Raw genomic sequence first — 21,326 nt, 5'->3', positions numbered from 1 at the left:
GCCGCTCAGGCAGCCTGCCCGGAGGCGACCGCGTTCGCGCCGGCCTGCTGCAGGCGGCGCTGCTTCTCGGCCATCAGCCGGCGCATGTTGTGCAGCGAGGCCAGCAGCAGGTAGACGCCTTCCAGATAGCCGGCGCGGTGCAACCCATGCAGCGACGCCGCATCCAGCGCGGCCAGCCGTTCGCGGTCGATGCCGTACAGCCCGGCCAGATGCACGTTGTGCGCCTGCCCCAGCTGCACGTCGATGCGCAGCGGCTGGATCAGGCCCAGCGCATCGAACGCGGCGAACATGGCGTCGCCGCCTTCCACGCCGTCGCGGATGCCGCGCAGCACGGTGATGATGTGTTCCAGGTACGGGCTGTGCCCGCCCTGCGGCAGGAACACCCGCTCGCCTTCGCTGAAACTGACCCGCGGATGGTCGAGATCGACGTGGATCACCGGTTCGCGGCGCAACGCGCCGTCCTCGAGCCGCTCCTGGAATCCGATCAGGAACGGGCCCTTGGCGACGATGCCCGGCAGGTACGCCGCATTCCAGCGCGCGTCCTGCAGGAACAGATTTTCGTGCTGCTCGAAGCCCAGCAGCGCCACCGACTGGAAACCGCCGCCGCCCGGGTCCTTGCGCAGCAGGATCGGATACTCGCGCTGCAACTCGGCGTATTCGGTCGGGAACGCCTGCACCACGCCGGTGGCGTCGCCGAATTCCGGGCCGAAGCGCAGGATCACGCGCAGGTCCTGGTGGGCCACGTTGTTGAGCAATTCGTATCGGGCCATCTGGACTCCAGCGGATCGGTGGCGGAACCGGGCGGGGCGCCACGCGACCATTGCAGCAAAGCGCCGCGCCCGCAAGACGCGGTGCGGCGTGGGGTGCGCTGCCGCGCGCGGCCGCCGCCGCGCACGGCCTGCCGTGCTCAGAAGTTGTAACGCACGCCCAGCGTGTAGCGCGGGCTCTGGTCCAGCACCTTGATCACCTGCTTCTTCGAGCGCCCGTGCCAGCGCACGTCCTCGCTGGTGATGTTGATCGCCTCGAAGCCGATCGACAGGTTGTCGGTGATGGCGTAGCTCACGCTCAGGTCCAGCTGCTGGTACGGCTCGACGTAGTACGGGTTGCGGTTGGACCCGTCCTGGTTGGCCGCGATCAGGTATTCGTCGCGCCAGTTCCAGGCCAGGCGCGCGCTCCAGCCGTACTTCTCGTACATCAGCATCACGTTGGCGGTGTCGCTGAGGCCGAGCAGCGCGAACTGGTCGCGGTCCAGCACGGTGTTGTCGAAGCCGACGTCGCCCTTGACGATGGTGTAGTTGGCATAGACGCCGAACCCGGTGTCGCCGAAAAAGTACTGCCCGCCCATTTCCCAGCCGTGGATCTTGGCCTTGTTCTGGTTGACCGGGCGCGACACGTCGAACTCGTACAGCGGATCGTCGGCCTCGCCGACCAGGTCGTAGGCGTTCTCCAGCGCCAGGGTCTGCGCCGAGCTGCCGTTGTAGGCGCCCAGCCCGCCGGTGGCCGCGGCGTTGCGCAGCATCGCCACCGCCGAGAACAGCGAGGTGTCGTTGGCCGAGCAGGCCGCCGCCACGTCGTTGCCGGCGGCGCCGACCTGCGCGGCGCAGGCGCCGCTCTGCAGGAACGCCAGCGCCGCCTGCGCGTCCGGCCCGGAGGTGGGATCGCGCAGGCCGTAGAGGTTTTCGCGGGTGACGCTGGTGCCGATGAAGTTGGACACGCGCTTGTCCCAGAACGTCAGCGACACGTAGCTGGCGTCGGCGAAATACCATTCCAGCGCCAGGTCCAGGTTGTTCGATTCCAGCGGATCCAGGCTCGGGTTCTGGGCACTGCCGGACGCGCGCGTGGAGGGATTGATCAGGATCGAGCCGCTCGGCGTGCCCGGCGTCGGCCCGGCGATCAGGTTGTTGTACGGCGCGCGCGCGATGCTCTGCCCGAACGAGGCGCGGGCCTTCAGTTCATCGGTGAGGTTGACGCTGAAGTCCAGGTTCGGCAGCACGTAGCTGTAGCTGTGCTTCTCGCTGAACGGCTGCACTTCGCTGGACCGCAACAACTGGAAGTCGTTGTTGGCCTGCCACTCCAGCGCGGTCGGGGTCGCGACCTGCGAGGTGGAGACCACGTCGGTCTTCTCGTAGCGCACGCCGATGCGGGTATTGGTGGTCATGCCGCCCAGTTCGCCGTCGAACTCCAGCTGCATGTAGGCGGCGCGGGTCTTCTCCTCGACCTGGTTGTCGGCGCTGAACTGCGGGTTGTAGCGCGTGGTCGCGCCGTAGGTGCTGCCGCCCCACAGCGCCAGCTGGTCGGCGTTGCCGCGCCAGGCGCCGGGCGCCGCGCCGGAGGCGTTGAAGTCGTTGAACATGCCGGTGATGCCGACCGGCTGCAGCAGCGCGAGCATGCCCGGCTCGTTGCCGGCGTTGGCCACGCCCCAGTCGCCCAGCGTCGAATAGGTGTCGCTGGTGCGCCGGTGCATGGTGGTCTTGGCGCTGTCCACGCCGAACTGGAAGCGGCCGTTGTCGAAGTCGAACTGGCCGTCCACGCGCCCTTCCTTCACCTCCGTCACCTGGCTCTGGTAGTAGATGCGCAGCACCTGCGAGCCGAGTTCGGCCGGGGAGAAGTCCTGGTTGACCACGCCATTGGTCCCGGCGATGGAATCGGCCGCGGTCGGATACCAGGTGCGCGCGCCGATCGGCAGGCTGTTGTTGAAGAAAAGTTCCTGCGCCCACTGCCCGCCGCATTGGGTGCCGCCGGTGCAGTTGTTGGTGCCGGCGAAGCTGAAGTAGGTGGCGCTGCCGCCGGTGACCGGATCGTTGGGCAGGCTCTGGGTCTTGGAATCGTGCGCATCGAAGGTCAGGCGCAGGCGGTCGGTGGCCTGCCAGTCGGCGTTGAAGCCTAGCGAGCCGAGCTTGTACTTCTGCATGTTGCGCTGCTGCTCCATGCCGAAGTCCTTGGCGCCGTTGGGCACGTCGCGCAGGTACACCGGCGTGGCCACCGCCTGCCCGGTGTCGAACACCAGGTCGGTGAAGCTGTTGGCGCGCTGCAGCCAGATGCCCTGCTCGCCGCGGTCCTCGCGGATCTCGTTGCTCGAGTAGGTGTAGTCCAGGGTCAGGGTCAGGCTGTCGGTCGGCGCGAACTGCACCACCGCCTGGCCGTTGAGCCGCTCGCGTTCGAAATCGGCGAAGGCGTAGCGCAGGTCGTTGGGCATGCCGTACAGCTGGCCGATCGCCGGCGCGTTCTGCACGGTGGCGTCCGGGCGCAGCGCCGGATCGGTGCCGGTCCAGGGCTGGATGTTCCAGGTGTTCTCGGTGGCCTGCACCGAGCCGCCGCGGCGCTTCTGGTAGCTGCCGCTCAGGCCGATGCCCCAGGTCTTGTCCGGGTTGGTGTAGCTGAAGATGCCGGACACTTCCGGCGTGACCTTGTTGTCGAACGGCTGCGAGTCGTCGTACGCGGCCTTGGCGCCGGCGCTGGCGACCAGGCCTTTGTGGTTGAACGGGCGGTCGGTGAGGATGTTGATGGTGGCGCCGATGCCGCCGCTGGGCGCATTGGCGCGGCTGGTCTTGTACACCTCCAGGCCGGTGATCGCCTCGGAGGCGAGCTGGGCGAAGTTGAACGCGCGGGTGCCGCCGTCCACGCCGCCGATCGGCACCGCGCCCGGCGCGCCGAACGCATCGGCGCCGGGGATCACGCGGCCGTTGAGGGTGACCGCATTGAACTGCGGACCGAAGCCGCGCGCGGTGACCTGCGCGCCTTCGCCGTCGCGGCGCTCGATCGAGATGCCGGTGATGCGCTGCAGCGACTCGGCCAGGTTGGTGTCGGGAAACTTGCCGATGTCCTCGGCGCTGATCGCATCGACCACGCCGGCGTTGTCGCGCTTGATCCCCATCGACTGGTTGAGGCTGTTGCGGATGCCGGTGACGCTGACGGTGTCCAGCGTGGTCGCGTCAGGAGAGGACTGCTGCTGGCTGGTCTGGGACTGCGCCTGGGTTTGCGGCGCCTGCTGGGCGAAGGCCGGATTGACCACCAGTACCCCGCCGACGAAGGTGAACATGGCCCTGGAGCGGAACTTCTTCAACTGCTGACGCATCAGAATGTCCTCGGTGCTGGAGTCGGACGGACAACGCCGTCTGCGGCGTGCGGCGCGGCGATTGCCCGCGCCGAAGCGGTCCCTGGTACGTGGCACGCATCGCTGCATGCCTGCATGTGATCCCCTACGTCTCGATCGATGGATGGATCGCGCCTTCCCCCGAAGGGCGCCGGGTGCGCCATCGCGCGCCCGCTTCCGATCCGGGCGCCGGAACGGCCGCCCGCTACAACCAATGCCGGTACTCGAACACGAAGCGAAATCGGTGCGGCGCTGGCGCCGCGGCGGGTGACGCGGCAACCACATCTCCCGGCGCCTGGCCGGGAGTGATAGCGCTATCACCCGACGCCGCAAACCTAATCCCGTGTGCCGACGTTTGTCACCGTGCGGCGCAGCAAAGCTACGTTGTGCGTACATCGGATGGGATACAGACCACGATGTAAGCGTTATCAGGGTCGGCGTTGCGCAATTCACGCGGTCCGCGATGGACGCGCGCCGTTGTCGTTGCGCACGCCGCCGCGTGCCGCAGGCGAGTGCATGCAGCGCATCGCCGCTGGCGGCAATCGCGGGATGCGTGGGATGCAAAGCGGTATGCGCACAGGCGTGAATGCGTGGCCGGCTCGGCGCACGCGACTGTGCAGACGCCGCTCAGCGCCAGCGCTGCGTCGGCAGGCCGCTCGGCATTTGTGCGGTCACCCGATCGTGCTGCGCGCGGCGAGCGCCGGCGCGCAGCGGTGGCTCAATTCAGCACGCGGCAGAACACGGCCTTCAGATAGCGCGATTCCTGCACGTGGGCCATGAACGGGTGGTCGGCGCCGGCGCCGGCCACTTTCAGGATCTGGATGGTGCGGCCGGAGAAATACGCGGCGCGGCGCAGCATGTCCAGGAACTCGTGCTCGGCGACCAGGCCGGTGCAGGAGAACGTGGCGAACAGCCCGCCGGGCGCGACCACGCCCAATGCCAGCTTGTTCATGTCCAGATACTTCTTCAGCGCCGGGATCACCTGGTCGCGGTCGCGGGTCATCTTGGCCGGGTCCAGGATCACCACGTCGTAGCGGTCGCCGCGCAGCGCGGCATCGCGCAGGTACGGGAAGATGTCGGCCTGCACGAACTTGAGCCGCACGTCGTTGAGCTTGGCGTTGCCCTTGGCGATCTCGATCACGTCCTCGTCGATGTCCACGCCGACCACTTCCTCGGCGCCGCGCACCTTGGCGTAGACGGCGAAGCCGCCGGTGTTGCAGCACAGGTCGAGCACGCGCTTGCCGGCCACCTGCTGGCTCAGCCACTGCCGGTTCTCGCGCTGGTCGGCGAAGAAGCCGGTCTTGTGCGCACCGGCCGGATCGGCACGGAAACGCACGCCGTATTCGCTGATGATCGCCGGCTCCGGGCGCTCGCCGCTGCTGGACACCGGGCGGTAGTCGAAGCTCTCCTGCTTCTGCACGTGCTCCTCGGCGAAGCTGTAGAAGCGCGCGCCGGGGAACTGGGTGCGCAGCGCGGCGTAGATCCAGTCGCGGTAGCGGAACATGCCGGCGCTGAAGAACTCCACCACCAGCAGGTCGCCATAGCGGTCCACCACCAGCCCGGACAGGCCGTCGCCTTCGGCATGCACCACGCGCCAGGCGTCGGACACCGCGTCCAGCTTGAGCACGTCGCGGCGCAGCGACACCGCCTCGGCGATCTTGCGCGCGAACCAGGCTTCGTCGACCGCGACCTCCGGATCGATCTCGAGGATGCGCACGGCGATGCGCGAATGACCGTTGTAGAAACCGCGGCCGACCCACTCGCCGTCCACGCCGACCACGTCGACGAGACTGCCCGGCTTGGGCTTGGCGGCGGGCTTTTCGACCAGTTTCTGGAAGATCCACGGATGGCTGGAGCGCCAGGCGTTCTTGAGGCGGAGGACGGGCAGGGGAGTATTCATGAACGCCATTGTATCCGCCCCGATTGACGCCACCGCCGCCAGCCGCAAGAATGGGCGCAGAAGGGGAGTAGCTCCCAACGTTGTCGCCGTCAATTCGAGCCCGCGGGCTCCGGTGCAACGGCAGCCAGACCATCGGCTGCGAGCGAGACCTTCGCCGCAGTGGCGAAGGCATCCCTGGAACGATCCCAACGTTTCCGTCCAGGACGCCTCGCCGCCGCGGCCCGAGGTTCAACCTTCACTGACGGGAATTCCCCATGCAAACGATAGGCAACGTGTGGTTGTGGAGCGGTTTCGCGATCGTGGTGATCGCAGCGCTGCTGGCGGATCTGGTGCTGATGCGCCACGGCGGTCCGCACAAGGTCACCTTCAAGGAAGCGCTGTGGTGGAGCCTGGGCTGGATCGGGCTGGCGCTGGCCTTCAACGCCGGGCTGTGGTGGTACCTGCGCGAGACCATCGACGTGGCCACCGGCAACCAGTACGGGCTGGAGTTCCTGACCGGCTACCTGGTGGAGAAGTCGCTGGCGGTCGACAACATCTTCGTGTTCCTGATGATCATGAGCTACTTCGCGGTGCCGGAGGAGCAGCGCCAGCGCGTGCTGGTGATCGGCGTGCTCGGCGCGATCGTGCTGCGCGCGATCATGATCTTCGCCGGCTCGGTGCTGCTGACCAAGTTCCACTGGCTGCTGTACGTGTTCGGCGCGTTCCTGCTGCTGACCGGCATCAAGATGTGGTTCTCGGCAGGCAAGGAACCGGACCTGGAAGCCAACCCGGTGCTGCGCTTCATGCGCAAGCACCTGCGCCTGACCCCGCAGTACCACGGCAACGCGCTGAGCGTGATCCAGCAGGGCAAGCGCTGGTTCACCCCACTGTTCGCGGTGCTGATGCTGATCGCCATCACCGACGTGATCTTCGCGGTGGACAGCATCCCGGCGATCTTCGCGATCACCACCGACCCGTTCCTGGTGCTGACCTCCAACGTGTTCGCGGTGCTGGGCCTGCGCGCGATGTTCTTCCTGCTGGCGGGCATGGCCGACCGCTTCCACCTGCTGCCGTACGGGCTGGCGATCGTGCTGGTGTTCATCGGCACCAAGATGCTGATCATCGACCTGTACAAGATCCCGGTGCTGGTCTCGCTGCTGGCGGTGGCCCTGATCATCGGCGCGACGGTGGCGCTGAGCCTGCTGCGCCCGGCCAGGCCGGCGCACTGAGGCACGGGCACGACCACGGCCGCGGGATTGTCCCGCGGCCGTGGCCAGTCCCTCCCACCGGCGGCGCCTTGCCCTGGACGACAGGCGCCGCCATCCAGGGACCATGGACACCTCTCCTTCGCTCTCCCCGCCCCCGCCTGCCGACGATGCGCAGGCGCAGGACCGCTTCGACCGGGCACGGATCCTGCGCGCCTTCAACGCCAGCCTCGCGCTGATCGCGCTGCTGGTGGCGGTGTTCGCCAGCCAGGGCCTGTTCGACTGGCGGCCGTGGTCGGTGGGACCGCAGCAGGCCAGCGGCCTGCTCGGCCTGCTGACCGCGCCCTTGCTGCACGGGTCGCTGGAGCACCTGGCCGCCAATGCCGGCGCGCTGCTGATCCTGGGCACGCTGGCCGGCAGCGTGTATCCGCGCGCCACCGTGGCGGCGCTGCCGTTGCTGTGGCTGGGCTCGGGCCTGGGCGCGTGGCTGCTGGGCGAACCCGGCAGCCACCACCTGGGCGCCAGCGGCGTCACCCACGGCCTGCTGTTCCTGGTGTTCGTGCTCGGCCTGCTGCGCCGTGACCGCGCCGCGATCGCCGCCAGCATGATCGCGTTCCTGTTCTACGGCGGCATGCTGGTGACGGTGCTGCCGCACGAGGCCGGGGTGTCCTGGCAATCGCACCTGGGCGGCGCGCTGGGCGGTGCGGTCGCGGCCTTGCTGCTGCGCCACCGCGACCCGCTGCCGCCGCGCAAGCGCTACAGCTGGGAAGACGAGGACGAGGAGACGCTGGCGCCGTTGAACGACGAGTTGGAGCCGCCACCGCCGGCACAGGTGCCGGTGCTGTGGCAACCGCCGCAGGTGCCGCGCGGGGTGGTGGTGCGCTTCCCGCCGCGGCCGGAACGCGACGAGGGCTGAGGCTGGCGCCACGGGCGTGGCCCTCCGCTACGCAGCACGATGGCGGCTGCCTGCTTGCCGCGCTTCCCGGCGCTGGACCATGCGGCCCAGGTACTGACGGTTGGCGCGCGCTTTTTTGTGGGAGCGACTTCAGTCGCGACGCATTACCGGCAAGGCCCGTCGCGACTGAAGTCGCTCCCACAGGGTGACCGCCCGCTTCGGCGTGATTGCTGCCGTCCCAGTCCAACACCGCCTCGCGCGCACGCTGGACGCATCGACCTGGCTGCTGCAGGCAGCACCGCTCCAGACCCTCCGGCCTGCGCCATGGCGGCCTGCCGCGCCACGCCACCGGTCGTACACTGCCCGATCCCTCGTCGTCACCCGAGATCGCATGTCCGCGTCCCCTGCCTTCCGTTTCCGTTCTGCCGCCCTCGCCCTACTGGCGCTCGCGCTCGCCGCGTGCAGCGCCCCGACCGCGCGTGCTCCGGCACCGCCGGCATCGGCACAGGCGATGGCCGCGGCCGAGCCGGGCAAGGCGGTCGGCTACCTCGCGCCTGCCGCGGTCCCGGCCAGCCTGCAGCTGCTGCCGGCGCCGCCAGCCGAAGGGTCGCCCGGGCAAGCGCTGGACCAGGCCGTGAACCGCGAGGCGCTGGCGCTGCGCGGCAGCACGCGCTGGCAGCAGGCCACGCGCGACGCCGATCTGAGTTTCCCGGCCGGCGCCGGCCAGTTCGCCTGCGCGCTGGGCGTGGCCATCGACGCGCAGCGCACCCCGCACCTGTACACCTTGCTCGAACGCAGCCGCATCGACGCCAGCGCCGCGACCAAGGCGGCCAAGAACCACTACCGGCGTGTGCGCCCGTTCATGCGCAACCAGCAGCCGACCTGCACCCCGGAGGACGAGGACGGACTGCGCCACAACGGCTCCTACCCGTCCGGGCACAGCGCCATCGGCTGGGCCTGGGCGCTGATCCTGAGCGAGATCGCGCCCGACCGCGCCGATGCCTTGATCGCCCGCGGCCGCAACTACGGCGAGAGCCGGCTGGTGTGCAACGTGCACTGGCAGAGCGACGTGCTGGCCGGCCGCTTCATGGGCGCGGCCGCCGTGGCGCGGCTGCATGCCGACCCGGCGTTCCGCGCCGACCTGGACGCAGCGCGCGGCGAGATCGCACGCGCGCGGGCGCAGGGCGCCACGCCCGGCGAAGACTGCGCGGCGCAGGCGCAGACGCTGCAGGCACGGCCGGCCAGCGCGCTGTAGCGCGCAACCGGCGCGATCCGGCGCGCGCCGGATCTGGATCAAGGTCGGCGGCGAAGAACGCAGCAGCACCGGCGCTTCCGGTCCGCCGGTGCCGGACTGGCGGGTGCAGGCGATGCCGGCTTCGCGCTCCAGCACCGGTTCGGCCCTGGAACGCGGGCCCCGCGCGCCGCGGCTCCTTCGCACGACGCGCCAGGCCCGAGGCGCGACGTGCCGCGCGCCGCCTCCGCGGCGGGCGTCGCGCGCGGCGCTGGCGAAGGCCGCGCCGGCTTTGCCTGACGCCAGCTGTACGGCGATCGCGACGGCGCCACGCACTGTCACATTTTTGCCTTCACATGGCCGGTCTCTCCTGCAGTGGATCCCGCCATGGTTCGTCGCTCCTCCCGCTTCCCCGTGCTCGCCGGCCTCGGCCTGGCCCTGACTGCGGCGATCGCCGCGCCGACCCTGCTGCAGGCCAAGCCGCCCGCCGCCGCCGCGTCCAAGTCGATGGCCGAGGCCAAGGCCAGCGGCTACCTGACGCCGGCGCAGCTGCCCGACAGCCTGCTGCTGGTGCCGCCGCCACCGGCCAAGGGTTCGGCCGGGCGCGCGCTGGACGAAGCGGTGAACCGGGAAGCGCGGGCGATGCGCGGCACCCCGCGCTTCGCGCAGGCGGCGCAGGACGCCGAACTGCATTTCCCCGGCGCGGCCAACCATTTCAGCTGCCCGCTCGGGGTCCAGGTCAGCGTCGAGCACACCCCGCACCTGTACCGGTTGCTGCAGCGCGTGGCCGAAGACGCCGGCGACGCCGCGGAGAAGGCCAAGGCCTACTACCACGTGCCGCGCCCGTTCATGGACAACGGCGAAGCCAGCTGCACGCCCGCCGACGAGGCCGAGCTGCGCCCGAACGGCTCCTACCCGTCCGGCCACACCTCCATCGGCTGGGCCTGGGCGCAGGTGCTCAGCGAAGCCGATCCGGCGCGCACCGACGCCCTGATGGCGCGCGGCCGCAGCTACGGCGAGAGCCGCATCGTCTGCAACGTGCACTGGCAGAGCGACGTGCTGGCCAGCCGCATCGTCGGCGCGGCCACGGTCGCCAGGCTGCAGGACAATCCGCAGTTCCGCGCCGACCTGGAGGGCGCGCGCAAGGAGATCGCCGCCGCGCGCGCGCAGGGCCTGACCCCGGCCAAGGATTGCGCCGCGGAAGCCAAGACCCTGCAGGTGCGGCCGGCCAGCGCGCTGTAAGCGCAGCAATAGCGGCCGCTACACCGTCACGCCGGCGAATCGCAGCCGGCGTGACGCGACATCGACACCTCGCGCGAGGGCGGGCGCAACTTGGGGAAGGGGCTTCAGCCCCGACGCCGGAATGTCCAACGCGTCGGGGCTGAAGCCCCTCCCACATTGCCGTCCCCGACTTCACGAGGGGTCCCCGCACCCATGCCATTGGGCAGATGCGAATCGACCGGGGCGGCGGGCTAGACTCGCCGCAGATTTCCGCCAAGGACCTGCAGCCATGACCCAGTGGTATTTCCTGACCGGCAGCGAGCAGACCCGCTCCGGCCCGTTCGACGATGCCGACGCCATCGCCTTCGCCCGCAACAACCCCGCCGCCATGGCCTGGCGCCAGGGCCAGAGCGGCTGGAAGCCGGCCAACCAGATCGACGAGCTGCGCGGCGCGAGCGCGGCCAGCCTGCCGCCGGGCCTGCCGCCCCCGCCCGGCGGCAGCGGCCGTGCCGACGACATCGACTTCCGCATCGTCGGCCACGAAATGCAGTTCGTGGAGATCGAGCTGGATCCGGGCGAGAGCGCGGTCGCCGAGGCCGGCGCGTTGATGTTCAAGGACGCCGTGGTGCAGATGGACACCGTGTTCGGCGACGGCTCCAACAGCCAGGGCGGCGGGCTGATGGGCAAGCTGTTCTCGGCCGGCAAGCGGCTGGTCAGCGGCGAGAGCCTGTTCACCACCGTGTTCACCCACCAGGGCCAGGGCAAGGCCAAGGTCGCCTTCGCCGCGCCGTATCCGGGCACGGTGCTGGCGATGAAGCTGGACCAGCACGGCGGCCGCCTGATCTGCCAGAAGGACAGCTTCCTGGCCGGCGCGCGCGGCGTGTCGCTGGGCATCCACTTCCAGCGCAAGATCATGACCGGCCTGTTCGGCGGCGAGGGCTTCATCATGCAGAAGCTGGAAGGCGACGGCTGGGTGTTCGTGCACGCCGGCGGTTGCGTGGTCGAGCGCGAGCTGGCCGCCGGCGAGCGCCTGGACGTGGACACCGGCTGCGTGGTCGCGTTCCATTCCACGGTAGACATGGACGTGCGCGCGGTCAGCGGCATCAAGAGCATGTTCTTCGGCGGCGAAGGCATGTTCCTGGCCACGCTGACCGGCCCGGGCAAGGTATGGCTGCAGTCGCTGCCGTTCTCGCGCCTGGCCGGACGCATGTTCGCCGCCGCGCCGCAGGGCGGCGGGCAGAACCGCGGCGAAGGCTCGGTGCTCGGCGGGCTGGGCCGGATGCTGGACGGCGACAACACCTTCTGAGGCGGCTGCGTGGCCGCGGTCGCGGCGATGGCGGCCGGCGCGGGCGGCATCGCCTTGGCGTGCGCACCTCCTCCGTTGCGAGCGACCTTCCCCGACGTGGGCCATGGTCCGCCGCGCGCAGGGAACAGCCGCAGCCTGCTCTAGCCCCTCTCCCGTCGGGAGAGGGGTTGGGGTGAGGGTACGGCGCGAAGCGTTGCGCAGAACTGTGAGCGTGAGCGCACGGCGCCACGCCGTCCGCTGCATCCGTGGCCACATTGCGCAAGCCGCGTGGCTCCATCGCACACGGCGGCGTGGCGTTCGCCAGCCCGGTGCGACGCGCCCGGGCAGGCCACTGCATGACCTCCGGTCGTGGGCGGTGCAGGCCGATCCCGGTATGCTCGCGCCGGCTCCGCCCTCTCCTTCCACGATACCCCTCCATGACCGCCCTCCGTCGCCCGCGCCTGCTCCTGTCCCTGTCCCTGTTCGGCCTGCTCGCGGCATGCGGCGGCGAGCCCAAGCCGGCGCCCCCGGCACCGGTGGTGGTGGGGCCGCCGCCGGCCGCCGCGGCCAAGCCGCTGCGCATCGGCATCGCCCTGGGCGGCGGCGCGGCCAAGGGCTTCGCCCATATCGGCGTGATCAAGATGCTGCAGGCCAACGGGCTGGAGCCGGTGGTGGTGTCCGGCACCAGCGCCGGCAGCGTGGTCGGCGCGCTGTACGCCAGCGGCATGGACGCGTTCCAGATGCAGCAGGCCGCGGTGGCGCTGGACGAGAGCAGCATCCGCGACATGCGCCTGTTCTCCGGCGGCCTGGTGCAGGGCCAGGCGCTGCAGGACTATGTCAACGCCCAGCTCAAGAACCGCCCGATCGAGAAGCTCGCCAAGCCCTTCGCCGCGGTGTCCACGCGCCTGGAAGACGGCGAGCGCACCGTGTTCGTGCGCGGCAACGCCGGCCAGGCGGTGCGCGCCTCCAGCAGCATTCCCGGCGTGTTCGAGCCGGTGACCATCGGCAAGTTCCACTACGTCGACGGCGGCGTGGTCAGCCCGGTGCCGGTGGACGCCGCGCGCCAGCTCGGCGCCGACTTCGTGGTCGCGGTGGACATCTCAAGCAAGGCCAGCGGCAAGAACCCGGCCGGCATGCTCGGCATCGTCAACCAGTCGATCGCGATCATGGGCCAGCGCCTGGGCCAGCAGGAACTGGCGCGCGCGGACATCGTGATCCGGCCCAAGGTCAACGACATCGGTGCCGCCGATTTCGCCCAGCGCAACGCCGCCATCCTGGAAGGCGAGAAGGCCGCGCTGGCGGCGATGCCGCAGATCAAGGCCAAGCTGGCGCAGCTGCAGCAACAGCGCGCGGCGGCAGCAGCCGCGGCCGCCAAGGCGGCACAGCCGGCGCCGCCGCCGTGCGAACCGCGCTCGCGCCTGGGCCGCCTGATCGGCCGCGACGATCCGTGCAAGCAGCGGGACTGAACGTCGCGGCACGTCCAGAACAACCGCACCACGCATAGCCCATCTCCCTTCGGGGGATGGGTTGGGGTGAGGGTCCGGCGCGCAGCGACTCGTGAAGGTGGATGCACGGGGCTTCGCGCGTACCCTCATCCGGCCCTGCGGGCCACCTTCTCCCGACGGGAGAAGGGAACAGCCGCAGCGCTTTAGCCCCTGTCCCACCGGGAGAGGGTTGGGGTGAGGGTCCGGCGCGCAGCGACTCGCGGAGCATGGGGTGGAGTGGGATGCACGCCGCGACCACGATGATCGCCGCGCGCAAGCTCCACCGCTTCGCTCAGATCCGTATCGCCGCCGCGCCCTGGCGCTGCGCTTCCTGCTGCTGCACATCCAGCTGCCTGGCTGCTTGCTGCGTTTGCGCGAGCGCCTGTTGCTGATCGAACTCGGCCAGCCGCTCGAACGACTGCGCGACCGGCGTGCGGACCGCCGCTTCGGTCGGCATCTGCGCGCGCAGGTGCGCCGGGTCCTTCGGGTCGCCCTGCACCACGAACACCAGTTCGCCCGCCTGCACACTGCGCCCGCGCTCGCTCAACTGCACATGGTCCACCCGCTCCAGGCCGTTGCGCGCCGCCAGATCGGTCAGGCTGGCAGCCATGCAGGCGCTGTCCGCGTCGGGACTGCGCCCGAGCTGACGGTCCAGCGCCTACGTGCCCATCTCGCATTGCCGGTACAGGGCGTGGCGCGGATGGTCCGGTCGGGTCGGATCGGTGGCGCGCGCCGCCAGCAATTCGGCATCCGCCGGGCGCGCCGGATCGGCCTCGGCCAGCGTCTGCGGGCTGCGCAGGATCGGCTAGTGGCGGTACGGATCCTCGGGATGGAACTGCTCGCGCAACTGCTGGCGCTCCAGGCGCAGTGCGCGGGTATCGTCAAGTTCGCGCAGCTGCTGCGGATCGCGCACCGACTGGGCGATGGTCTGCTCGCCACTATCGACCCAGTTGGTCCATTGTCCGGTCCGCGCATCGCGCTGGTAATAGAAGCGCTCGGCGCCGATCCGCTCTGGATCGGTGATCGGCCGTGCTTCGTGCGCGAGCAGGCGCGCAGCGGTCATGCGCGCGGTGTAGGACACCACATCGAGTTGCGTGTCGTCGTACTTGCGCACGTCGTTCAGCGTGGAGCCTGCGCGATCCAGGCCCAGCGCGGAGTTGTCGAGCATCATCGACCAGACTTTCTCCGCCTCGGGCTCGCCACCATGGCGGCGCGCGGCGTCGAGCAGCTCGCGCGGCGTCCAGCCGTTGGGGTTGATGCGGTGCTTCTGGAAGGTGGCATCGTGGACGGCTTCGACGTCCTTGACTGGAAGGTTGAGCGCCGGCGCGGGCTGGCCATTGTCGAAGTAGCTTCGCCGACTCTCGAAGTCGCTCTTCATCAGATCAATGCCGAATTCGTTCCACTGCCGTTCGCTCATCGCGACGCGGCCGCGACGGGCCTGGCTGTCGGCGAACGCGTTTGCCGTGGCGCCTGGTGCATTATCGTTGCGGACTACACCGAGCGCGAGCAATCCGTAGCCATCGTTGCCTTGCTTGTTTGCAAGGTAGTTCCAATAAAGCTCTCGATTTCCCTGTTCGGCGTAGTAACCGAGCACTTCGATATCGCGCTTGTCCAGACCATTCACTTCCAGAGCTCCTTTGACGTTCGCCTACATAACTACCTGTTCTGCACCCGATTTCCTTTCACCATGAACTTCTCTATGTAGCTGCGGGCCGCATCCTCGATTCTCTTCCAGTCCGGCAATGCGGCGCGCACGTAGCGCACCTCCACGAGCGTACTGATTTCTGGAAGCGCGAAGAGATGACGGCACTCTGGAAGTTCGGCTTCTTGGCTACGCACCAGCTTTCCGTCCCGATATTCCACACCGGTTTCGGCAACTACATGCGAGGTGCATTTGATGAAGGTGCGAATTTCGCCATTCGCATCCCGTTCGACGTACCAATCATCGTGCTCATCCGCTTTGAACACAGGCGCCGACGCCCGGTATCCCTTTGCCTTGTAGTAGGAAAACACTTTCGGAAGATCCGCATAGTAGGGAGTCAGGCCATACACCGCGCTTTGCCTGAGACGGCTCTCCAGATGCTCTGCCGGATTGTCCTTGTCTGCGGAATAGCCGGTATAGCGCCTGCGTAGCGCCTCATGCACATCCACCCGATCCAGATAGTGATACGCGATATCGACCGTCCGCGTCGACACATCCAGGCGCAGATGCGTGCGTTCACCCGGTGCGAACGGCTGCAGCGTCGGATACTCCAGATACAGACCGAAACTGTCGTCGAAGTTCGGCCCCATCTGGTCGCCGAAGTAGTTGGCCGGGATCCGCAATTTGTAAGGCCCCAGGCACGCTTCCATCAGCGGCGGCGGCGTCTGGAACGGATCCTGTGGACCGAGATGGCGCTTCCTCACGCAGCCCTGGGCATTGGTGGACGTGGCAGCGGGCGAATCGGCAGCACTGGGCTTGGCGCAGCCGGCCATCGGCAGGATGCTAGCCAACAGCAAGCAAAACGCCAGGCGCGAAACCGATCTCATCGTGTGCGTCCTCCGGTGATATGCGATCGCCCGTTATAAACACCGAGTGAAGCACATGTCCTGTAACCGCAACAACAGCATGGGCTGGATGCTGGCCCGCTGGGCTCCGTCGCCGTTTGGCCCGACCCGCTGCCTGACCGCACGCTCAGCCGCGCGGCAGCGGCAGGCCGGTGAAGTCCTTGACCGTGCGCAGCACGAAGCTGGAATTGACGTCGGCCACGCCGGCGGCGTTGAGCAGCTTGTCCAGCAGGAACGCGGAGAAATGGGTCAGGTCGCGCACGTACACGTGCAGCAGGTAGTCCATGTCGCCGGTCAGCGCATGGCAGGCGACGACCTCGTCCCAGCCCTGCACACTGTCGGCGAAATGGGCGATGCCGCTCTGCCCGTGCTTTTCCAACTGCACGCGCACGAAGGCCTGCAGGCCCAGGCCGATCGCGCCGGGCACCAGCCGCGCGGCGTAGCCGGCGACCACACCCTCGGCCTCCAGCCGCTGCACCCGGCGCAGGCAGGCCGACGGCGACAGGTTCACCTGCGCGGCCAGTTCGGCGTTGCTGGCCCGCCCCTGCCGCTGCAGTAGAGCGAGCAAGCGCAGGTCGGTGCGGTCGAACAGGGCCGATTCCGTCATTTACTGCTCCGCAACATGGGTTCGCTGCAACAATCTTGCGCGCAGCGGCGGGAATGGCGCAACTTCGCAAGCTCATTGCGCGGCCTGGCGCCTACCATCGTCGGTATCCCCCCTCCGGAGCCGCCGCCCATGGACACCGCACCGCGCCGCGTCGAACACCAGCAGACCGACAAGGGCTATGTGCCGGTCTACGCCACCGCCGTGGTCGCGCAGCCCTGGGACAGCTACAGCGCCGACGACCACGCCACCTGGGGCACGCTGTACCTGCGCCAGCGCGAACTGCTGGTCGGCCGCGCCTGCGACGAATTCCTGCAGGCGCAGGACGTGATGGGCATGAGTCCGCAGGCGATCCCGCGCTTCGACCAACTCAACGAGGTGCTGGGCGCCACCACCGGCTGGACCCTGGTCGGGGTCGAAGGCCTGCTGCCGGAACTGGAGTTCTTCGATCACCTGGCCAACCGCCGCTTCCCGGTGACCTGGTGGATCCGCCGCCCGGACCAGATCGACTACATCGCCGAGCCGGACCTGTTCCACGACCTGTTCGGCCATGTGCCGCTGCTGATGAACCCGCTGTTCGCCGACTACATGCAGGCCTACGGCCGCGGCGGGGTGAAGGCGCACGGCATCGGTCCGGACGCGCTGCAGAACCTTACCCGCCTGTACTGGTACACAGTGGAATTCGGACTGATCGCCAGCGCCGACGGCCTGCGCATCTTCGGCGCCGGCATCGTCTCGTCCAAGGGCGAATCGCTGTACGCACTGGAATCGGCCGCACCCAACCGCATCGGCTTCGACCTGGCGCGGATCATGCGCACCCGCTACCGCATCGACAGCTACCAGAAGACCTACTTCGTCATCGACAGCTTCGAACAGCTCATGCAGGCGACAGCGCCGGACTTCACCCCGCTGTATGCGCAGCTGAGCGACCAGGCGCACATCGCCGCCGGCGACGTGCAGGCGCAGGACCGCGTCTACCAGCGCGGCAGCGGCGAGGGCTGGAGCCGCGACGGCGACGTATGAGACCTTGCGTCTCGGCTCGGTGCCTGTGCCATTGGGAGCGCGCTGCCGCAGGTCGCAGCAGCGCGCTTGGGGGTCAGTCCGTGCCGTACTTGGGATTGTACGGACCGTACAGAAGACCGCCCGGGTGACCGGCCGACAGCAGGCGCACGCTGGTTACCTGTCCGATCTGGTGGCCCTTGTCGGTCACCTGATTGACCACCTGGTTGATCGCCGCGCTGACCAGCATGCCGAGCAGGCCACCGCCGCCATTGTTCTGGTTCTCCGCGCTGGATGCCTGCGCCTGGCCTTGCCACAGCGTGGCGCCGGTGCGTAGATCCACCAGCTTGGCATTGGCCGACACCACCACGACGCTGTTGATCACCTGGTACACCGAACCGTACTTGTCCACCGTGATGTACAGCGCCGCGTCCGCGCCGAAGATCTCGCGCAGCTTTTCCGGCGCGATCGCCTGCGCCTCGTCGGCGATGGTCACGCCGTTCTGCTTGAACGTCTCGTACACCGGCGCCACCGGCATCACGTAGTAGCCCGCTTCGGCCAGCGGCAGCGTCGTCACCGACAGCACGCTCAGGCTGGCGTTGACGTCCGGCGACCGGCTGATCGGCGGCAGCACCAGGATCGAACGCGGTTTGCTGGCTTTGTACGCGGTGTAGTCGCGGGACGCCGGTTGCGTCGCGCAGGCGCTCATCAGCAGGGCGATGCCTGCCACCAGAGCGAATCTCGCAAATCGTTTCATGGCGGTCTCCCTCATTTCTGGCTCTTCTTCAACAACAGGTCGATGTAGGTGGCCGACTCCGGGTACTGCGCCTTCTCGGCCAGCAGCTGCTCTTGCGCCTTGCCGTCGTTTCCGGTTTCGGCGTACAGCATGCCCAGGTGCGCGTGCAGCCCCGGAGGCGCCGTGCGGTTGGCTGCCTGGCTCAGTTGCAGGTCCTTCTCCAGCGCCTGGATCTGTTGTTCGGGACTGCCACCCTTGAAATGGCTGTAGACCTGCTCCTGATAGCTTCCCCACTGGTACAGCGAAGCCGGCTGATGGGCGCAACCAACCAGGATCGGCAGCGCGCACGCGACCGCCCAGCGAAACACATGTGATCGAATGGTTTTCATGTTCTTCCGTGATGGATTGAATTATTTGGCCGGCTTCCAGGCACCGGAGTCGATCGCCGCGGTGAGGTTGTCGACGGCCTCGCGGATAGCCAGGTCCAGCACCTTGCCGTTGAGCGTGGAGTCGTAGCTCGAGGTGCCGCCGAAGCCGACGATTTCGCGGTTGGACAGGGAGTACTCGCCGCCGCCCTGGACCGAATACACCACCTCCGACGTCGCGCTGTCCACCACGTTCAAGCTGACCTTGGCATAAGCCACTTGCTGCTTGCCTCGCCCCAGGATGCCAAACAGCTGCGTGTCGCCGACTTCCTTGCGGCCGAATTCGGTGACATCGCCGGTCACCACGTAGTCCGCGCCTTTCAGCTGCTGCGCCTGCTGCTTGATCTGCGCTTCCTGCCTGATCTCGCCCATGTTGTCGCGGTCGAGCACGCGAAAGCGATTGGTCTGCTGCAAATGGGTGATCAGGATGGTCTTGGCCTGGCTGCCCAGGCGGTCCGCCCCATCGGAAAAAAGGCCGCGCATGAAAGACGAACGATTGTCGAACTTGCCAACCGCGATCGGCGCACGCGCACCGGCATAGGCGACGCCCGCCGTGGCCACGCTCTGCGGCTTGACGCTGCGATAGCTCTCGGTCGCGCAACCGGCCAGCCCGGCCACGAGTGCCAATGACACGCACCCTCTCAAAACAGCACGCTTCATGGTGTTCCCCTTGTTGAATGGATCGATGGATGGAGCGTTTTTTGGATCCGCGCCGTCGCACGGCGCGCGAGCGCATCTCGCGGAAGAACCGCCACCTGCCCAGACGGGCAAAGGTATCGGCTGCGCGTGGACGCCAAGCCTGGACAGGCGCGTCTGCATGGCTGGAGACGGACGCGCGCCAGCGCGCTCAAGACAAGCATCCGGCGCAAGGCGTTCGGGGGTGCCGCGAAGCGGGGCGCAGCGATATCCGCGAAGGGCCGCAACGGCAAGCGATGTCGTTCCATGACAGTCCTGAAATAGAAAAAACCAATCCATGCACACCCGCCATCGGCGGCGAGTCTGCGTTGCAGGTAGCGTTATCGGCTGCGCATGGCCGAACTTGAGCGCGGCGGCACGATCGTCCTGACACGCCATGGCCACGTCGGCACTTCGCTTCCCCGTTTCGGGGCAACAGGCCACGCCGCTCCCGGTCACCGGAGCGGCCGGAGCGCATGCGCACGCCGGGTCCGCGACGGCGGCGTGCAGTCGCTGGCCCCATGGGCGGTTCCGCATGGATATGTCCCGGCATTGAATCGGCAACAACACGTGGCGCTGCCCCGATCGCCCCAGGATCGGGTGGACCAGCGCGGCAGCCGCGGGGGTTGGAGCCGTGAAGGCGCGTTTGCGCGCATGCGTTCGCCACGCCGGTGCGTCCCCGCGCTCGCCCGGGGGCGGCGCTGCCGCGGCGATCACGCGCTAGCGGCGCGCGGCGCCCTGCTGCTTCAGCGTGCGTGCGCGCTGCCACAGCGCGTCGAGAATGCCTTCGTAGTCCCTGAACTGGTGCTCGTCCAGCGAGGTGTTGGTGAAGAAGATCACGCCGAGTTCCTTGTCCAGATCGCTCAACATCTCGGTCTTCACCCCGGGATCGGAGCCGCCGTGGCCGATCCGGGTCGCGTCGAATTTCGTCGCCCAGAAGATGCCGGAGTTCTTCTTGTCCAGTTCCACGTTGTCCGGCTTGTTCGCCGGGCTGTACTGGAAACGCAGCATTTCCTCGACCGAACGCCGTTGCAGGATCCGCCCACCGTCGTAGGCGCCGTCGTTGAGCAGGGCCAGGAAGAACCGTGACAGATCCGCCACCGAGGTGCGCACGCCGCCGTCGGGATAGGTGGTGCCGCCGTACAGCGGGATCGGGATCGACAGCCCGTTCTGCGCGACGTACAGCTGCGCGTGGCGCTGCGGCGGTACCTGCGACAGGAACCACGCGGTGCTGCGCATGCGCAGCGGTGCGAAGATCTGGCGCTGGGTGTAGGCGTCGAGCCGCTCGCCGACCGCACGCTCGACGATATAGCCGGCCAGCGCCGCAGCGATGTTGGAATAGTCGCGATGGGTGCCCGGCTTGTTCGGCAGGAAGTTTTCCGCTGCCTGGTATTTGCCGCCGGCGCCGAAATAGTCCGCCAGGAAACTCGCCAGCGGTTGCGGCGAATCGCCGCCGTAGTGATAGGTCTGCGCGTACACCGACCAGCGGTCCGTGATCGACGACGTGTGTGTGGCCAGTTGCCTGAGCGTGATCGGCACGTCCGGAAAGGACGGATTGCGCACCACGAACGGCAGATAGCTGTCGATGTCCGCATCCAGCGACAACTTGCCGTCCTGCACCGCACGCATAAGCGCCACGCCGCTGACGGTCTTGCTGATCGAGCCGATGTTCATGACCGTGTCGGGCGTGAACGCGATCGCGCGTTCGCGGTCGGCGTAGCCGTAGCCTTGCATCCACACCAGGCGCTTGTCGACGATGATCGCCGCGCCGACGCCGACCAGGCCGCCCTCGCGCATCCGCTGCTCGATCGTGCGATCCAGTTCGGCAGCGCTCATCGGCATCGGCGCCGTGTCCGATGTCTTCTCCGCTGTCGTGGCCATTGCCGGCACCCACAGCAGGATTGCCGCCACGGTCGCGATCGCCGCAGCGCATTTCGTTTGCATCCCATGCATGTCCGCGTTCCTCGCCACGTCGGCACGCTGTCCGCGGCGGATGGTAATGCCTGCACCGTCGCCGCAGCACCGTGCCGCGACGGAACGGACCCGG

At 68.4% G+C, this 21,326-nt stretch carries 18 protein-coding genes; 7 read left to right on the top strand and 11 right to left on the bottom strand.

Annotated elements, in window-relative coordinates:
- Positions 1–5 precede the first annotated feature (5 nt).
- The 3 genes from NRY95_00510 to NRY95_00500 form a co-directional block, all read right to left on the bottom strand.
- Positions 6–770: a SapC family protein gene (locus tag NRY95_00510; protein UYC16506.1), complete on the bottom strand. Its 765-nt coding sequence runs from the start codon at positions 768–770 to the stop codon at positions 6–8.
- Positions 771–907: 137 nt separating this feature from the next.
- A complete protein-coding gene (locus NRY95_00505; GenBank protein ID UYC16505.1) occupies positions 908–4,075 on the bottom strand; it encodes a TonB-dependent receptor in 3,168 nt (1,055 codons plus the stop codon).
- 736 nt (positions 4,076–4,811) lie between these two features.
- Positions 4,812–5,993 (bottom strand): class I SAM-dependent rRNA methyltransferase, encoded by a 1,182-nt coding sequence (locus NRY95_00500; protein ID UYC16504.1) that lies wholly within the window; start codon positions 5,991–5,993, stop codon positions 4,812–4,814.
- Positions 5,994–6,247: 254 nt separating this feature from the next.
- Here NRY95_00500 and NRY95_00495 point away from each other — a divergent pair, with 254 nt between their 5' ends.
- From NRY95_00495 to NRY95_00470, 6 genes are all read left to right on the top strand, one after another.
- On the top strand, positions 6,248–7,201 hold the full coding sequence (locus tag NRY95_00495; protein ID UYC16503.1) for a TerC family protein: 954 nt from the start codon (positions 6,248–6,250) through the stop codon (positions 7,199–7,201).
- Positions 7,202–7,304: 103 nt separating this feature from the next.
- Positions 7,305–8,093 (top strand): rhomboid family intramembrane serine protease, encoded by a 789-nt coding sequence (locus NRY95_00490; GenBank protein UYC16502.1) that lies wholly within the window; start codon positions 7,305–7,307, stop codon positions 8,091–8,093.
- 370 nt (positions 8,094–8,463) lie between these two features.
- Positions 8,464–9,327, top strand: coding sequence for a phosphatase PAP2 family protein (locus NRY95_00485; protein ID UYC16501.1), 864 nt, complete (start codon positions 8,464–8,466; stop codon positions 9,325–9,327).
- 363 nt (positions 9,328–9,690) lie between these two features.
- The gene (locus tag NRY95_00480; GenBank protein UYC16500.1) at positions 9,691–10,545 is read left to right on the top strand and encodes a phosphatase PAP2 family protein; all 855 of its coding nucleotides are present in this window, start codon (positions 9,691–9,693) and stop codon (positions 10,543–10,545) included.
- Between the two features lie 268 nt (positions 10,546–10,813).
- Positions 10,814–11,830, top strand: a complete 1,017-nt coding sequence (locus NRY95_00475) for a TIGR00266 family protein (GenBank protein UYC16499.1) — start codon at positions 10,814–10,816, stop codon at positions 11,828–11,830.
- Positions 11,831–12,246: 416 nt separating this feature from the next.
- A complete protein-coding gene (locus NRY95_00470; protein ID UYC16498.1) occupies positions 12,247–13,275 on the top strand; it encodes a patatin-like phospholipase family protein in 1,029 nt (342 codons plus the stop codon).
- Positions 13,276–13,585: 310 nt separating this feature from the next.
- On the opposite strand, the gene NRY95_00465 is transcribed toward NRY95_00470, so the two are convergent.
- The 4 genes from NRY95_00465 to NRY95_00450 all read right to left on the bottom strand — a co-directional run bounded on the left by NRY95_00465 (position 13,586) and on the right by NRY95_00450 (position 16,447).
- Entirely contained in the window at positions 13,586–13,903 is a 318-nt protein-coding gene (locus tag NRY95_00465) for a hypothetical protein (GenBank protein UYC16497.1), read from the bottom strand.
- Positions 13,904–14,098: 195 nt separating this feature from the next.
- Complete coding sequence (locus NRY95_00460; protein ID UYC16496.1) at positions 14,099–14,917, bottom strand: hypothetical protein; 819 nt, start codon at positions 14,915–14,917, stop codon at positions 14,099–14,101.
- A gap of 32 nt (positions 14,918–14,949) precedes the next feature.
- Positions 14,950–15,822, bottom strand: a complete 873-nt coding sequence (locus NRY95_00455; GenBank protein UYC16495.1) for a hypothetical protein — start codon at positions 15,820–15,822, stop codon at positions 14,950–14,952.
- A 145-nt stretch (positions 15,823–15,967) separates the two neighbouring features.
- Positions 15,968–16,447, bottom strand: coding sequence for an Lrp/AsnC family transcriptional regulator (locus tag NRY95_00450; protein ID UYC16494.1), 480 nt, complete (start codon positions 16,445–16,447; stop codon positions 15,968–15,970).
- A 129-nt stretch (positions 16,448–16,576) separates the two neighbouring features.
- On the opposite strand from NRY95_00450, the gene phhA reads away from it, so the two are divergent.
- Positions 16,577–17,467 (top strand): phenylalanine 4-monooxygenase, encoded by an 891-nt coding sequence (phhA, locus tag NRY95_00445; protein UYC16493.1) that lies wholly within the window; start codon positions 16,577–16,579, stop codon positions 17,465–17,467.
- A gap of 73 nt (positions 17,468–17,540) precedes the next feature.
- Here the strand turns inward: phhA and NRY95_00440 are convergent, their stop codons facing one another.
- From NRY95_00440 to NRY95_00425, 4 genes are all read right to left on the bottom strand, one after another.
- Positions 17,541–18,200, bottom strand: coding sequence for a DUF799 domain-containing protein (locus tag NRY95_00440; GenBank protein UYC16492.1), 660 nt, complete (start codon positions 18,198–18,200; stop codon positions 17,541–17,543).
- Between the two features lie 11 nt (positions 18,201–18,211).
- On the bottom strand, positions 18,212–18,568 hold the full coding sequence (locus NRY95_00435) for a DUF4810 domain-containing protein (protein UYC16491.1): 357 nt from the start codon (positions 18,566–18,568) through the stop codon (positions 18,212–18,214).
- A 21-nt stretch (positions 18,569–18,589) separates the two neighbouring features.
- Complete coding sequence (locus NRY95_00430; GenBank protein ID UYC16490.1) at positions 18,590–19,264, bottom strand: CsgG/HfaB family protein; 675 nt, start codon at positions 19,262–19,264, stop codon at positions 18,590–18,592.
- 735 nt (positions 19,265–19,999) lie between these two features.
- On the bottom strand, positions 20,000–21,223 hold the full coding sequence (locus NRY95_00425) for a beta-lactamase family protein (GenBank protein ID UYC16489.1): 1,224 nt from the start codon (positions 21,221–21,223) through the stop codon (positions 20,000–20,002).
- Positions 21,224–21,326: the final 103 nt, after the last annotated feature.

This window comes from Xanthomonas campestris pv. phormiicola (genome assembly GCA_025666215.1).
Taxonomy (GTDB): domain Bacteria; phylum Pseudomonadota; class Gammaproteobacteria; order Xanthomonadales; family Xanthomonadaceae; genus Xanthomonas_A; species Xanthomonas_A campestris_A.
Note: the sequence above shows the minus strand (reverse complement) of the source record. Positions and strands in the feature narration are given on the sequence as shown.

What these genes read in the sequence shown, in the direction of transcription:
- NRY95_00505 (UYC16505.1), bottom strand. Translation starts at nt 4,075, where the DNA reads ATGCGTCAGCAGTTGAAGAAGTTCCGCTCCAGGGCCATGTTCACCTTC.
- NRY95_00440 (UYC16492.1), bottom strand. Translation starts at nt 18,200, where the DNA reads ATGAAACGATTTGCGAGATTCGCTCTGGTGGCAGGCATCGCCCTGCTG.
- NRY95_00455 (UYC16495.1), bottom strand. Translation starts at nt 15,822, where the DNA reads ATGAGATCGGTTTCGCGCCTGGCGTTTTGCTTGCTGTTGGCTAGCATC.
- NRY95_00425 (UYC16489.1), bottom strand. Translation starts at nt 21,223, where the DNA reads ATGCAAACGAAATGCGCTGCGGCGATCGCGACCGTGGCGGCAATCCTG.
- NRY95_00435 (UYC16491.1), bottom strand. Translation starts at nt 18,568, where the DNA reads ATGAAAACCATTCGATCACATGTGTTTCGCTGGGCGGTCGCGTGCGCG.
- NRY95_00510 (UYC16506.1), bottom strand. Translation starts at nt 770, where the DNA reads ATGGCCCGATACGAATTGCTCAACAACGTGGCCCACCAGGACCTGCGC.
- NRY95_00465 (UYC16497.1), bottom strand. Translation starts at nt 13,903, where the DNA reads ATGGCTGCCAGCCTGACCGATCTGGCGGCGCGCAACGGCCTGGAGCGG.
- NRY95_00490 (UYC16502.1), top strand. Translation starts at nt 7,305, where the DNA reads ATGGACACCTCTCCTTCGCTCTCCCCGCCCCCGCCTGCCGACGATGCG.
- NRY95_00495 (UYC16503.1), top strand. Translation starts at nt 6,248, where the DNA reads ATGCAAACGATAGGCAACGTGTGGTTGTGGAGCGGTTTCGCGATCGTG.
- NRY95_00475 (UYC16499.1), top strand. Translation starts at nt 10,814, where the DNA reads ATGACCCAGTGGTATTTCCTGACCGGCAGCGAGCAGACCCGCTCCGGC.
- NRY95_00450 (UYC16494.1), bottom strand. Translation starts at nt 16,447, where the DNA reads ATGACGGAATCGGCCCTGTTCGACCGCACCGACCTGCGCTTGCTCGCT.
- NRY95_00500 (UYC16504.1), bottom strand. Translation starts at nt 5,993, where the DNA reads ATGAATACTCCCCTGCCCGTCCTCCGCCTCAAGAACGCCTGGCGCTCC.
- NRY95_00485 (UYC16501.1), top strand. Translation starts at nt 8,464, where the DNA reads ATGTCCGCGTCCCCTGCCTTCCGTTTCCGTTCTGCCGCCCTCGCCCTA.
- NRY95_00480 (UYC16500.1), top strand. Translation starts at nt 9,691, where the DNA reads ATGGTTCGTCGCTCCTCCCGCTTCCCCGTGCTCGCCGGCCTCGGCCTG.
- phhA (UYC16493.1), top strand. Translation starts at nt 16,577, where the DNA reads ATGGACACCGCACCGCGCCGCGTCGAACACCAGCAGACCGACAAGGGC.
- NRY95_00470 (UYC16498.1), top strand. Translation starts at nt 12,247, where the DNA reads ATGACCGCCCTCCGTCGCCCGCGCCTGCTCCTGTCCCTGTCCCTGTTC.
- NRY95_00430 (UYC16490.1), bottom strand. Translation starts at nt 19,264, where the DNA reads ATGAAGCGTGCTGTTTTGAGAGGGTGCGTGTCATTGGCACTCGTGGCC.